Below are 12742 nucleotides of genomic sequence, written 5' to 3' on the forward strand. Positions count from 1 at the left end.
CGGGCCGATTCTACGGCGCCCTCCTTCGCGTCCCCGGTGCATCGCCGTGGGTCAGCACGGTTCACGACCATCGGCGGCTTGGTTCCTTGGCGGGCTTGGTTCCTTGGCGGGCACGGTTCCTTGGCGGGCACGGTTGAATGGAGGGATGATCCCCGAACCCGATCCGGCCCTGGCGCGCGCGCTCGCCGATGACCTGGCCGCAGCCGGCTACACCGGCGCGCGGTTGCGTGCGCTCTGGGGTGTCGCGGCGGACGAGGCGATCGGGCGCGGCCGGGCGCTTCCTGCACGTCGAGAGGTCGCCACAACGGACTCGGCCGTCGCCGTTCTTGCCCGCCTCTTCTTTCTCGGAAGCGCGGTTCGTGAAGCCGATGCGCGTGCGGCCCTGTCGAACGTCACGATCACCGGTGCAGAGAAGCTCGGTCTCGTCCGATTGAGCGCGGGAACCGTTACGCCGTCCGTGATGATACGGCCGCAGGCATACGTCGATGAGCACGGTGCGGGCGAATGGTGGATCGCGAGCGACATCGACGAGTCAGTGCGACCGGGCGCTCTCCCGGAGGACCACGTCCTCGGCGTGGGAGGGGCTTCCCTGACGCTCGCCGGACTGCAGCTCTCGACACCCGCCGCTCGTGTACTCGACTTAGGTTCCGGTTGCGGCATTCAATCCCTGCGAGCGCGCCGAGACAGTCCCGATGTGACGGCGACGGACATCTCAGAGGCCGCACTACGTTTCACCCGCCTGAACGCGCAGCTCAACGCGGTGGACGGAATCCGCACGCTGCGAGGCAGCTTGTTCGCCCCGGTGCAGGGTGAGGTCTTCGATCGGATCGTGTCGAACCCGCCGTTCGTGATCACACCGCGCGGCGCGGATGTGCCCGCGTACGAGTATCGCGACGGTGGCCTGACGGGTGACGCCCTGGTGCGGGACATCGTCACGGCGGCCGGTGTGCACCTCGTGCCCGGAGGAACTGCACAACTGCTCGGCAACTGGGAGTACGTCGACGGACAGGACGGCCTGCACCGCGTGCGTGACTGGGTCGCGGCATCCCCGGTTCCCCTGGATGCCTGGGTGATCGAACGGGACCGGATGGATCCGATCGCGTACGCCGAACTCTGGATCCGCGATGGCGGCACCGTTCCCGGCACAGACGAATTCGAAACGATGCTGGCGGCGTGGTTGGACGACTTCGAGGCGCGTGGCGTGCGCGAGGTCGGCTTCGGCTACATCCTGCTGCGCCGAAGGGTCGAGGGCAGCCCCGCACTCCTGCGATTCGAACGGGTGGAGGGCGCGATCGGGCCGAATGCCGCTTTGGGAATGCATCTTTCCGAGAGTCTGCGTGCGCACGACCGACAGGCTCAGCTGAGCGACCGTGAGCTGGAGGAAGCTGTGCTGTTGGTTGCCGGGGATGTCACCGAAGCGCGACACTATCTGCCCGGCGCGGAGGATCCGAGTGTCATCGAGTTGCGTCAGGGCGGAGGCTTCGGACGTACCCTCGCGGTCGACCCAGCTCTGGCCGCACTCGTCGGTGCGAGCGACGGTGACCTGCCGGTGGGTCGCTTGATCGCTGCGATCGCGGAGTTGCTCGAGGTAGACCCGGAGGCCCTGCGCACCGATCTTCTCCCCCGCGTTCGCGGTCTGCTCGACGACGGATTCTTGACCTTCGCCGAAGGTGCGGCATCGCCGTCCGCGTAGGTGTCGGACCCGCGTCGGTAGGCTGGTTCACATGGTGAGTATGGCCGAGGGCCTCGGCCGACTCGCGAGTCTTGCGGCGTCGCCCGTTGTGGCGGAGTTGTCCGCAGCATTCGAGCGCGCCGGATTCGAACTCGCGATCGTGGGCGGGCCCGTGCGAGACGCGCTGCTCGACCGACCCACGCACGACCTCGATTTCACGACGAATGCGCGGCCGGATGACATCCTGCGCATCGTCAAGCCGATCAGCACCGCGCAGTGGGACATCGGCCGCGCGTTCGGCACCATCGGCGCCCGCGTCCGCGGCGAACAGGTCGAGATCACCACCTACCGCGCCGACGAGTACGACGGAGAAACACGCAAACCGGTCGTCGAGTTCGGGGACAGGCTCGAGGACGACCTGCTCCGCCGTGACTTCACGGTCAACGCGATGGCGCTGCGGGTTCCCGGCCCGCAGCTGGTCGATCCGACGTCGGGCGTCGAAGATCTTCTCGATCAGGTGCTGCGCACTCCCGTCGCCCCGGCCGTCAGCTTCGGCGACGATCCGCTCCGGATGCTTCGGGCGGCCCGGTTCGCGGCTCAATTGGGCTTCATCGTCGCCGACGACGCGATCGAGGCGATCACCGCGATGCGAGACACCCTCTCGATCGTCAGTCCGGAGCGCATCCAGGCCGAACTCGTCCGGATGCTGCAGACGAAGGATCCGGTGCGAGGCATCCGTCTGCTCGTGGAAACGGGACTCGCGGGCGTGTTCCTTCCCGAACTGCCAGCGCTGCGCCTCGAGGTGGACGAACATCATCACCACAAGGACGTGTACGAGCACTCGCTGACCGTGCTGAAGCAGGCGATCGACCTCGAGGGTGAGCGCCACCCGGGTGCCGATCCGGATGTCGCCCTCCGCCTCGCCGCTCTGCTGCACGACATCGGCAAGCCCGCGACGCGCAAGCTCGAGTCGGGCGGTGGGGTCACTTTCCACCATCACGACGCGGTCGGGGCGCGGCTGGCACGCAAGCGCCTGCAAGCCCTGCGGTTCGATTCGGACACGATCGCCGCCGTCACGCATCTGGTCGACCAGCACCTGCGCTTCTTCGGGTACTCGGAGGGCGCATGGACCGACTCAGCGGTGCGGCGCTACGTGCGCGATGCCGGTGACCAGCTCGAGCGCCTGCACATCCTCACCCGCGCAGACGTCACGACCCGCAACAAGCGCAAGGCGACGCGGCTGCGCACGGCCTACGACGACCTGGAGCGGCGGATCGCCGTGCTCGAGGCCGAAGAGGAATTGCAGTCGATCCGCCCCGAGCTCGACGGCAACCGCATTCAAGAGGTGCTCGGCATCCCTCCGGGGCGCGAGGTGGGAGAGGCGTACCGCTTCCTGCTCGACCTGCGACTGGATGACGGGGTCCTCGGCGAGGCCGAGGCCGAGGCGCGGCTCCGCGCGTGGTGGGCCGCTCGGTCCTCCTGAGCGTTGCGCCAGGCTCGTCCGCTTAGCGGCCCGTATGGGTCCACCCGGTCGATCTCACTCGGTGAGCCGGACGCGAAGTGGGGTAGGTTCCATGCTGTGGGGCAGGTTCTGCCGTGCCCCACAGCACCCAACCTGCCCCACAAGCCCGGACGGCGGCGCCTCAGCTTCTGGACGCGGCGAGCCCCGCAATTTCGCGGCCCGATCGCACGGCGTGGGTCTCGGCGTTCTGCTTCAGGTCGGCGGCCACCTCGGTGAATGCATCGAGGGCGGGGTTGACGCCCACGAGAGTGAACGGACGCTCCACGACGCGCAGATCCAGGCCCCACACATCCTCGAGAACGCGTCGCAGCCACGCGGTCGAGTGATCCCAACCCTCTTTCGGCGTACCGGGTGCGTAGTTCCCGCCCAGCACCGTCACGAGGGTCGCGGGCTTGCCGCGCAGCGCGGTTCCCTGCGGGTCGATGCGCGGATCGGTGTAGGCCAGGTCGAACCATCCCTTGAAGTGCTGCGACACCCCGTAGTTATAGAGGGGAACGGCGAAGAGCAGCGCGTCGGCGTCAACGAGTTCGTCGGCGATTTCCGTCGCGAGGGCACGTGCCGCGCGCTGCCGGTCGGTGCGGTCTGCTTCGGGTGCGAAGTTGGAGGTGACGGCATCCGCCCACGCTGTCGCGGGAATCGGTTCGACCGAGAGGTCACGACGGACGACGTCGGATGACGGATGTGTTGAAAGCCACTCCGTTTCGACGAGATCGGCGAGCGCGCGGCTCGAAGAGGTGGTGGGCAGAATGCTCGCGTCGAGCCGGAACAGCGTGGTCATGCGGTGTCCAATCTGGAATTCGGAGCTACTAAATAAAACATAGCGGCTCCGGAGACTGTAGCACTTGTACGATGGAGTTATGACGTCCGCCGAGCATGAGCTTCATGTCTGCGACGCGGCCGTAACGCTCGCATTCTCGGTACTCGGTAAGCGGTGGAACGGGATGATCGTTTCGGCCATCGGAAGTGGCGCGTCGACATTCGGAGCCCTCCGCCGGGCGGTGCCGGGCATCAGCGACGCCGTCCTGTCGGAGCGTCTCGCCGGACTGGCTGAGGTGGGTCTCGTCGTGCGCACGGTCACCCCCGGGCCGCCGACCGCCGTTGCGTACGCGTTGAGCGACAGCGGCGAACGACTGCTGCCGATCCTCGGCCAGCTCGGGCAATGGGCGGCGGGCAACCTGTCCTAGCCCTCCGACGCCTAGGCGCGGGTTCCTTCCGGAGGTAGCCTGTGCGGACCGTCAATGCAGATGGGGTCCGCATGTCATCGCCGTGGTCTTCGCGGCGCGAGGTCTCGCCCGAGACGTCGCGCCTGCTGATCGAGCGCGCACACGACGAGTTGGTGCGCGGAAACTCGGCCGACCAGCGTCTGCTCGACGTCCGCCCACTGGTGCGCGACTCCTGGCGCCGGTCACTGGCCGGACTCGTCGGCGCCGAGGCGCTTCCGCCTGTGGCACTGTGCCCGGCCGAGCTCGAAGAGTATCGGCGCGCACATCCACTCGCCGAGGTGCTCGACATGATCCGTGCGCTCCTGCTGCCCGGCGATGCCGCGGACTCGGGAGTGGCGGTCGCTGTGGGCGATGCCGCCGGGCGTCTGCTGTGGGTCGAGGGCGACCGTCAGGTGCGCGCGTTGACGGGCGACATGGGATTCGTCGCCGGCGCGAACTGGTCGGAGTCCGCGGTGGGTACCGCCGCGCCGGGGACCGCCTTGGCGCTGGATCGCTCGGTCCAGATTCGCGGCGCCGAGCACTACAACCGCCTCGTCCAGCCGTGGAGCTGCACAGCGGCACCGGTCCACGATCCAGAAACCAGACGCATCCTGGGCGTCATCGACGTCACGGGCGGGTCGAGCGCGGTCACTCCGCAGGCGCAACTGCTCGTGGACGCGACGGCGCGGGCGGTCGAAGGAGAACTGCTCGTTGCGCGGTTGCGTGCGCGGGCGGCCGCTCCCCCGCATATTGCCGAGACGCGGCGGCCTCGACATCGCGCGCCGCGGCCCGAGGTCGTGCGGTCGATGTTGCGCGTGCTCGGGCGAGACCGGGCGCTGCTCGAGGTTGCCGGTGACGGATCGGACCGGGTGAGCGAACTGAGCGCTCGTCACGCCGAGATCCTCCTGATCCTCGCGACGCATCGCCAGGGCCTCTCGGCCGACCGGCTGGCCGGTCTGGTCTACGGAGAGAACGCCGCGGCCGAAACGCTCCGGCCCGAGCTGGTTCGACTCCGGAAGGTTCTCGAGCGCACGGCTCCCCATCTCGTTCCGGCCTCGCGACCGTATCGCCTGGGGCCCGAACTCGAGACGGATGCCCAACACGTGCTGTCGCTGCTCGACCGTGGCGCCCATCGGGTCGCGCTCGCCGCCTATCGCGGTGCGGTGCTGCCCGACTCGGTCGCGCCGGGCGTGGAGGAGATCCGGGAGGGTGTGCGCCAGTCGCTGCGCGAAGCACTGATGGCCGAGGCATCCGTCGATGTCCTGCTCGCGTACGCCGACACCGAGGACGCCGTCGAAGATGTCGAGGTGCTGCGGTTGTGCCTGAGTCTGCTGCCGGCACGTTCGCCCCGGCGCGCGGGTCTGGTCGCGCGGATCGCCCGGCTCGAAGACTGAGCCCGGTCGGCGTTTCGTCTCGCCTACGGCTCGCTCAACGCCCGAGGAGGCCGAGCCATCCGTTCCCGCGCAACGCGATGCAACGTTGCGCGGCCTACCGTCGACGCAGATCGCGGCACCGCCTGCCGCTCACTCATGACACGTCGAAGGAGACAGACATGACCATCGTCGAAGAGGGCGTCTCGAGCGTCTACGCAGCCCCCGGGCAGCGCGGGGCGCTCGCCGAATATCGCAGCCGCTACGGCCACTACATCGGGGGCGAGTTCGTCGAACCGGTGAAGGGGCAGTACTTCGAGAACCTGAGCCCGGTGAACGGCAGGCCGTTCTGCGAGGTCGGTCGGGGCACGGTCGAAGACATCGATCGTGCCGTGGATGTCGCGTGGAAGGCGTTCGAGTCCTGGAAGAAGACGACGCCGGCCGAGCGCGCCAACATCCTCAACAAGATCGCGGACCGCATCGAGCAGAACCTCGAGATGATCGCCGTGGCCGAGACGTGGGATAACGGCAAGCCCGTCCGCGAAACCCTGGCCGCAGACATCCCGTTGGTCGTCGATCACTTTCGCTACTTCGCCGGCGTGCTCCGGGCACAGGAGGGCTCCCTCAGCCAGATCGACGAAGACACCGTCGCGTACCACTTCAACGAACCGCTCGGCGTGGTCGCGCAGATCATCCCGTGGAACTTCCCGATCCTCATGGCGACGTGGAAGCTCGCCCCGGCGCTCGCGGCCGGCAACTGCGTTGTGCTGAAGCCCGCCGAGCAGACCCCGGCGTCGATCATGTTCCTGTTCGACATCATCGGAGACCTGCTCCCCGCCGGTGTCGTCAACATCGTCAACGGGTTCGGCATCGAGGCCGGCGCACCGCTCGCGCAGCACAAGCGCATCCGCAAGGTGGCGTTCACGGGAGAGACCACGACGGGCCGCCTGATCATGCAGTACGCCTCGCAGAACCTGATCCCCGTGACCCTCGAGCTCGGCGGCAAGAGCGCGAACGTCTTCTTCGAAGACGTCGCCCGCTCACGCGACGACTACTACGACAAGGCGCTCGAGGGCTTCACGTTCTTCGCCCTGAACGGCGGCGAGGTCTGCACCTGCCCCTCACGCGCACTGATCCAGCACTCGATCTACGATCAGTTCCTCGGCGACGGGCTGGACCGCGTCGGCAAGATCGTGCAGGGCAACCCGCTCGATCCCGCGACGATGCTCGGGGCCCAGGCATCCAGTGACCAGCTCGAGAAGATCCTCAGCTACATCGACATCGGCAAGGCCGGTGGCGCGAAGCTGCTCACCGGTGGCGAACGCGTGGATCTCGGCGGCGATCTCTCGGACGGGTTCTATGTGCAGCCGACCGTGTTCGAGGGCACGAACGACATGCGGATCTTCCAGGAGGAGATCTTCGGACCGGTTGTCTCGGTGACCTCGTTCGACGACTTCGACGGCGCGATCGACATCGCCAACGACACCCTCTACGGCTTGGGTGCCGGTGTGTGGAGCCGTTCGGGTGACATCGCGTACCGCGCGGGTCGGGCGATCGAGGCCGGTCGGGTCTGGACGAACACGTACCACCAGTACCCCGCGCACGCGGCGTTCGGCGGGTACAAGCAGTCCGGTATCGGGCGGGAGAACCACCTGAAGATGCTCGACCACTACCAGCAGACGAAGAACCTGCTGGTGTCGTACGCCGAGGGGCCGATGGGCTTCTTCTAAGTCAGGGTCATTTCGTGTTCGCAATTCAGTCTGCGCGTAGATCGCTCAGGCCGCTTGGCCCGGAATGACGGGCCTGGGGTGCCTAGCGGCTCGCGCGCAGACTGAATTGCGAACCGGAACCGAAGGAGAACAGTGACATGGACCGGGCAACGATGAACGAACGCGTAGCGGTGACGGATGCCGCGGCCACCATGGTGCGGCAGTTGACCCTGCAGCATGGGCCGCTGATGTTCCATCAGTCCGGCGGATGCTGCGACGGTAGCGCACCCATGTGCTACCCCGTCGGCATGTTCATCACCGGGCCCTCAGACGTGCTGCTCGGCGCGATCGACGTCGGGCTTGATGACCCCGTCGAGATCTACATGTCGGAGTCGCAGTTCGAGTACTGGAAGTACACGCACCTGACCATCGACGTCGTGCCGGGCCGCGGGGCGGGTTTCAGCGTCGAAGGACCCACCGGAATGCGGTTCTTGATCCGGTCACGAATGCTGAGCGAGGCGGAACTGCAATACTTCGACCTGCGATAAGAACGCCGCTCCGTACGTCGTGAGGCGGCCGTTCCACGACGAGAGCAGGAGCGCGGGAGCGATGAGCGAAACCGAATCCCTCGACGAACGTCCCGATACGGCCCGGCGGTTCGACCTGGCGCCGCACCCCGAGGGGGGCTGGTTCCGCCGCACGTGGGCGGCCCAGGTGCCGGTCGAGACCCCGGGCGGCGAGAGGCCGGCGGCGACCTGCATCCACTACCTGCTCACGCCCGGCGAAGAGAGCGCGTGGCACGTCGTGTCGAGCGATGAGATCTGGCTGTGGCACGGACCGGGCACGCTGGAACTGCGGCTGGGCGGCGCGGGTGAAGCCCCCGCCGAGACCGAGTCGATCCTGCTGGGCCCGGACCACGCCGCCGGCCACGTCGCCCAGGGAATCGTGCCCGCCGGAGTCTGGCAGACGTCGCGCCTGGCGGGCGAGACGGAGGTGCTCGTCACCTGCATCGTCTCGCCCGGGTTCAGCTTCGACGACTGGCGGCTCGCGGACTGACCCGCCGCGATAGGTCAGAGGAAGATCGTCACAGCCCAGATCGCGACGAAGACGACGACCGCGACGATGCCGAGCACCGAGACGCGTCGCTTGAGCCGGCGTCCCTCGGGCGCGACGCCGGGCGGCGGCCGGAGATCAGGCGCCGCCGTGAACGGATCGGCGATGCCCCCGGCCGCAACCGCACCGACCCCGCGGGCCGAGGCATCCGCTGCCAGTCGATCGTCCCGCCACCGTGACCACTGTGCGAACTTCTCCAGCAGCGCGCCGACCGTGGCGAACAGCCACGCCCACGTCGCGGTGTCGAGGGTCGACAGGTCGCGCTTGGCGTAGAGGAACAGCCAGTCGTCGACGATCTCGACGTCGAGCTCGGCGGCGTTGTCGATGAACCGGGCCATGATGTCCGGTGTGAACAGGTAGAGCGCGTCGCGCTCGTACCCGCGCGGGCAGAACAGCGAGAAGTACCTGTCGAAGTCGCCCTCCAGACCCAGCCGCTGATCGCGATCGAAGGACGTCGGCAGGTTCGATCCGAACAAACCGTTGTTGCCGACGGCATCGAGCAGAATGTGCGGCAGCGGCACGTCGAGTTTGATGGCGACGTAACCCCACTTGTGCGTCGACTGGTTCTTCCCCGACCCCGTCACGTAGCGATAGTTCGCGAATTCGACGAAGCGCGGGCTGTCGCCCCGCACGAGATCGCGTGCCGCGCGGGAGTGGCCCTGGCTGAAGATCATCCCGGGCAGTCCGGGATCGGCCAGGCTCGGCACGTAGGACATCGCGTTCGCCTCGGCGAAGCGAGCGAGTCGGTACCAGCGCTCGCGCCCCCCGGCATAGAGACGGATGGCGAGCCACACGATCGCGCCGATGGCGGCCAGGATGAGCAGAACAGGGAGGACGAACAGCCAGCCGACCGAACCGCTGGTCACCATCGCGCCGGCGATGGTGCCGAAGATGCTCAGGAACAGCAGGGCGAAAACCCCGCCGACCACGATCAGAAGAACGAGCTGCACACCCTGGGTCCCCGAAAACGCTGACCCCAAACGTCCCTCGGCCCGCAGACGATTCGTGAAGGAACGGATGTCGGCGGTGCGGACGGGCTCGATCAGCGGACGTGCATCGAAGGGAAAGGATGCCGCGGGCCCGGCACCGCTCACCGGTTGACCTCGTCGCCGTCCCACGTGAGGTCGGCACCCTCGCGGAGGGGAAGTGCCTCGAGACCGGGCGAAGCGCAGATCGCCGCGATCAACTCGGCGGACCCCGCAACGACCGTCGAGTCGAAGTCGATCTCGCTGACGACCACCCACGCGCGGTCGGCGGGCCACATGACGTTCGGCGTCTGCGCCCACGCGCGCGCCTCGTCGGGGCTGACCCATGGCGCGAGATCGGGCCACGAAGCATCCGTGAACGCGGTCGCGCCCGCCGAGAACAGGAGGTAGGACCGTTGCGGCAGCTCGAGACGCGGGCCGCGCGAGATCTCGTCCGAGAGGAGGCCCGGCTGCCACGTGGGTTTGCGGAAGACGTTGTTGAAGGGGTCGCGCGTGCTCGGCCCGAGCATGGCGCGGTGCCTGTCCTGCAGCGACGCGTCGTCATCCACGGTCGGATCCGCCGAAAAGGTCAGGACCGCGCGCGAGGGTGTCTCGCCCATGAACCCGACGAGACCGCCGTAGCCCTCCCACACTCCCGCATATCCGTGGTGAGGCGTCGTGGTCGCCGGGGAGAGAAGCCGGGCGAGTGCGGCCAGCTGCGCGACATCCATCCGTCCTTCGCCCGGTGCGTCGTACTGCCAACCCTCGGGACCGCGGACTTGCTGCCACCCCTGCTCGGGGTCGTGCGCGCCGACGATCCGGTTCCACTGCGCCTCGGGATGCATCCGCGTTTCGAACGTCGTCGCCGTCTGTGCCCACGTGACGTTCTCGGTGTCGATCTGGGGCTGCGATCGTCCGAATGCCGCCCACGCCCGAGCGTGATCGTCATAGGGAAGAGGCGGCCAGGGCTGCCCGACCGGCCGCGAGCGGGAGGCGGGGTGAAAGATCCGCGCGTACGCCGGGAAGCCGCGGGGCACGACGGTGTGCATGGCCGAGGCATCCGTCCACGCCGTATCGACCCGCTCCCGCAGCCAATCCCCCGGCGATGTGTCCGCTATCCAGTCCATACGGCCACGCTACCCACGCAGCTGCGCATCCACCGCGTCGCGCAGCCAGTCGGTGTAGGCGTCGGTTGTCCAGCCCGCTTGGTCGACGAGTTGCTGATAGCTCTCCGGCGAGAGCAGGAATGAGAGCGCATCGGCCGCCGATTCCACATCGACGACGTTCGTCCGGCCGCGCCGGACCAGCTCGCGGATGAGCATCACGTAGTCCGCGCGTCGTCGCTTCAGGATGTCCTGTAGAGCGGCGTTCACGACCTCATCGGAGAGTGCTGCGCCGAGAACGACCGTCCACAGGGCGAAGCCGCGGGCGTTGGCGCCCGCGATCTGGGTGAGGACGGTGGGCAGGAGAGCCTCGTCCGGAAGTTCGAGCACTCCGGCGCCCACCTCGGTGTCTTTCAGGGACTCGGCCGATTCCGAGCCCGAAAAGGTGACTTCGAAGGCCGCGAGGAGGAGCTCCGCCTTCGACGCGGCGGTCTTGACGGTCTCGGTCGATACGCCGGCCTCGCGGGCGATGGAGGAGAGCGTCGTGGCCTGGTAGCCGCTCTCCGCGAAGCGGAGGACCGCCGCTTCGATGATCCGCTGACGCGTCTCCTGGGCCTGACGCGCCCGCAGCTCCGATCGGTACATCCGAGGAGTGGGATCCGTGGTCGACGATGAGGTCTGCGACATGACTATTGACTTTCCTAAAGGTGTGTCGAATACTTCAACGGTACATTCAAACTACGTGAAGGAAATCACCGTGTCCACCTACCTCATCACGTGCACGCCCGCGCACGGTCATGTCGTGCCTCTTCTAGGGGTCGCACGCCACCTCTTGTCGTCTGGGCACGACGTCCTCTTCATGACGAGCGCACGCTATGCCGAACGGATCGCGGAAGCAGGGGCGACTTTCATCCCCCTCCCCGATGAAGCGGACGTCGATCTCGATGACGCGAATGCCGCCTTTCCTGAGCGCGTCGGACTGACTGGTCCCGCGGCGCTCAGGTTCGACGTCAGCAATCTGTTCGTACGCCCCGGGGCTGCGCAGCTCGCCGCCGTTCGGCACGTGCTGTCCAGCGTGCGGGTCGAGGCGATCATCACCGAGCCCCTCTTCGTCGGTGTCGCTTTGCTGCAACGCCTACCCCGAGCGCAACGACCGCCGATCGTGGCGCTCGGTATCTTCCCCCTGGGGGTCAAGAGCCGAGATGTCGCGCCGTTCGGCCTCGGGGTCACTCCCCTGGCCGGCCCATTGGGGCGTCTGCGCAATGCCGTTTTGACACACGTGGCCGAGAAGATGATCTTCGGAAGCGTCCAGCGTGAGGCGGACGAGATGAGCCGTCGCGAAGTCGGCCGTCCGCTCGGGGAGTTCATCCTTGCGTGGTCGGGGGACGCCGACGCGGTGGTGCAGTTCACCGTGCCCGGCTTCGAGTACCCGCGGCGGGACCTGCCCGATTCCGTCCGCTTCGTCGGTCCGTTGCCTGCGTCGTCGGCACAAGCCGCGCTGCCGGATTGGTGGCAGGAGCTTGCCGATGCGCCTTTCGTCGTTCACGTCACACAGGGCACCATCGCCAACACCGACTTCGAGCAACTGGTGCTGCCCAGTATTGCGGCGCTTGCGGCATCCGATGCGCTGGTCGTGGTTTCGACCGGCGGCAGGCCGCGGGACAGTCTGCCCGCACAGTTGCCGGCCAACGTGCGTGTCGCCGAGTACCTGCCTTATGACGAGTTGCTCCCGGCCGTGGATGTCATGGTGACGAACGGAGGATACGGGGGTGTGCAGCAAGCGCTGGGAGCCGGAGTGCCCTTGGTCGTCGCTGGGCAGACCGAAGACAAGGTCGAGGTCTCGGCGCGCGTCGGATGGTCGGGTGCGGGTATCAACCTCAAGACGAACCGGCCCTCCCCCGCGCAGGTCGCGTCCGCCGTGCAGCGGGTGATCTCGGACGGCTCGTACCGCGATCGCGCGCGTGCGCTCGCCGCCGAGATTGCGCAGGCACCCGGCCTTGCGGGCCTGGATGCCGTGCTGGCCGGCTTCGACCGGGCGGCCGCCGAAACCGGCCGACGGTAGTTCGTCGGCGCTCCCGGTGGGATT

The 12742-nt window shown here is 67.7% G+C and carries 12 protein-coding genes; 8 read left to right on the plus strand and 4 right to left on the minus strand.

The window, feature by feature from the left end; all coding sequences use genetic code 11:
- Positions 1 to 145: 145 nt before the first annotated feature.
- Together ACIQ0W_RS12750 and ACIQ0W_RS12755 are read left to right on the plus strand one after the other, a co-directional pair.
- Entirely contained in the window at positions 146 to 1693 is a 1548-nt protein-coding gene (locus tag ACIQ0W_RS12750; RefSeq protein ID WP_396643117.1) for a methyltransferase, read from the plus strand.
- 31 nt (positions 1694 to 1724) lie between these two features.
- On the plus strand, positions 1725 to 3155 hold the full coding sequence (locus tag ACIQ0W_RS12755; RefSeq protein ID WP_396643118.1) for a CCA tRNA nucleotidyltransferase: 1431 nt from the start codon (positions 1725 to 1727) through the stop codon (positions 3153 to 3155).
- A 160-nt stretch (positions 3156 to 3315) separates the two neighbouring features.
- Here ACIQ0W_RS12755 and ACIQ0W_RS12760 read toward each other — a convergent pair whose 3' ends face one another.
- Complete coding sequence (locus ACIQ0W_RS12760) at positions 3316 to 3972, minus strand: FMN-dependent NADH-azoreductase (RefSeq protein WP_396643119.1); 657 nt, start codon at positions 3970 to 3972, stop codon at positions 3316 to 3318.
- 79 nt (positions 3973 to 4051) lie between these two features.
- Between ACIQ0W_RS12760 and ACIQ0W_RS12765 the strand changes: the two genes are divergently transcribed.
- The 5 genes from ACIQ0W_RS12765 to ACIQ0W_RS12785 all read left to right on the plus strand — a co-directional run bounded on the left by ACIQ0W_RS12765 (position 4052) and on the right by ACIQ0W_RS12785 (position 8531).
- Positions 4052 to 4378, plus strand: coding sequence for a winged helix-turn-helix transcriptional regulator (locus tag ACIQ0W_RS12765; protein ID WP_396643120.1), 327 nt, complete (start codon positions 4052 to 4054; stop codon positions 4376 to 4378).
- Positions 4379 to 4449: 71 nt separating this feature from the next.
- A complete protein-coding gene (locus ACIQ0W_RS12770; RefSeq protein WP_396643121.1) occupies positions 4450 to 5790 on the plus strand; it encodes a GAF domain-containing protein in 1341 nt (446 codons plus the stop codon).
- A gap of 158 nt (positions 5791 to 5948) precedes the next feature.
- Entirely contained in the window at positions 5949 to 7496 is a 1548-nt protein-coding gene (locus tag ACIQ0W_RS12775) for an aldehyde dehydrogenase family protein (RefSeq protein ID WP_396643122.1), read from the plus strand.
- Positions 7497 to 7633: 137 nt separating this feature from the next.
- Complete coding sequence (locus ACIQ0W_RS12780; protein WP_396643123.1) at positions 7634 to 8023, plus strand: DUF779 domain-containing protein; 390 nt, start codon at positions 7634 to 7636, stop codon at positions 8021 to 8023.
- A 61-nt stretch (positions 8024 to 8084) separates the two neighbouring features.
- Positions 8085 to 8531 (plus strand): cupin domain-containing protein, encoded by a 447-nt coding sequence (locus ACIQ0W_RS12785; protein ID WP_396643124.1) that lies wholly within the window; start codon positions 8085 to 8087, stop codon positions 8529 to 8531.
- 14 nt (positions 8532 to 8545) lie between these two features.
- Here the strand turns inward: ACIQ0W_RS12785 and ACIQ0W_RS12790 are convergent, their stop codons facing one another.
- The 3 genes from ACIQ0W_RS12790 to ACIQ0W_RS12800 are packed head-to-tail and all read right to left on the minus strand — an operon-like array spanning position 8546 to position 11343.
- Positions 8546 to 9682 (minus strand): hypothetical protein, encoded by a 1137-nt coding sequence (locus ACIQ0W_RS12790; RefSeq protein ID WP_396643125.1) that lies wholly within the window; start codon positions 9680 to 9682, stop codon positions 8546 to 8548.
- Complete coding sequence (locus ACIQ0W_RS12795; RefSeq protein WP_396643126.1) at positions 9679 to 10680, minus strand: hypothetical protein; 1002 nt, start codon at positions 10678 to 10680, stop codon at positions 9679 to 9681. The genes ACIQ0W_RS12790 and ACIQ0W_RS12795 overlap by 4 nt, the downstream gene beginning before the upstream one ends.
- Before the next feature lie 9 nt (positions 10681 to 10689).
- Complete coding sequence (locus ACIQ0W_RS12800; RefSeq protein WP_396643127.1) at positions 10690 to 11343, minus strand: TetR/AcrR family transcriptional regulator; 654 nt, start codon at positions 11341 to 11343, stop codon at positions 10690 to 10692.
- A 55-nt stretch (positions 11344 to 11398) separates the two neighbouring features.
- Here ACIQ0W_RS12800 and ACIQ0W_RS12805 point away from each other — a divergent pair, with 55 nt between their 5' ends.
- Positions 11399 to 12718 (plus strand): glycosyltransferase, encoded by a 1320-nt coding sequence (locus tag ACIQ0W_RS12805; RefSeq protein WP_396643128.1) that lies wholly within the window; start codon positions 11399 to 11401, stop codon positions 12716 to 12718.
- The last annotated feature ends 24 nt before the right edge of the window (positions 12719 to 12742 follow it).

This window comes from Microbacterium sp. (assembly GCF_044340635.1).
GTDB lineage: Bacteria > Actinomycetota > Actinomycetes > Actinomycetales > Microbacteriaceae > Microbacterium.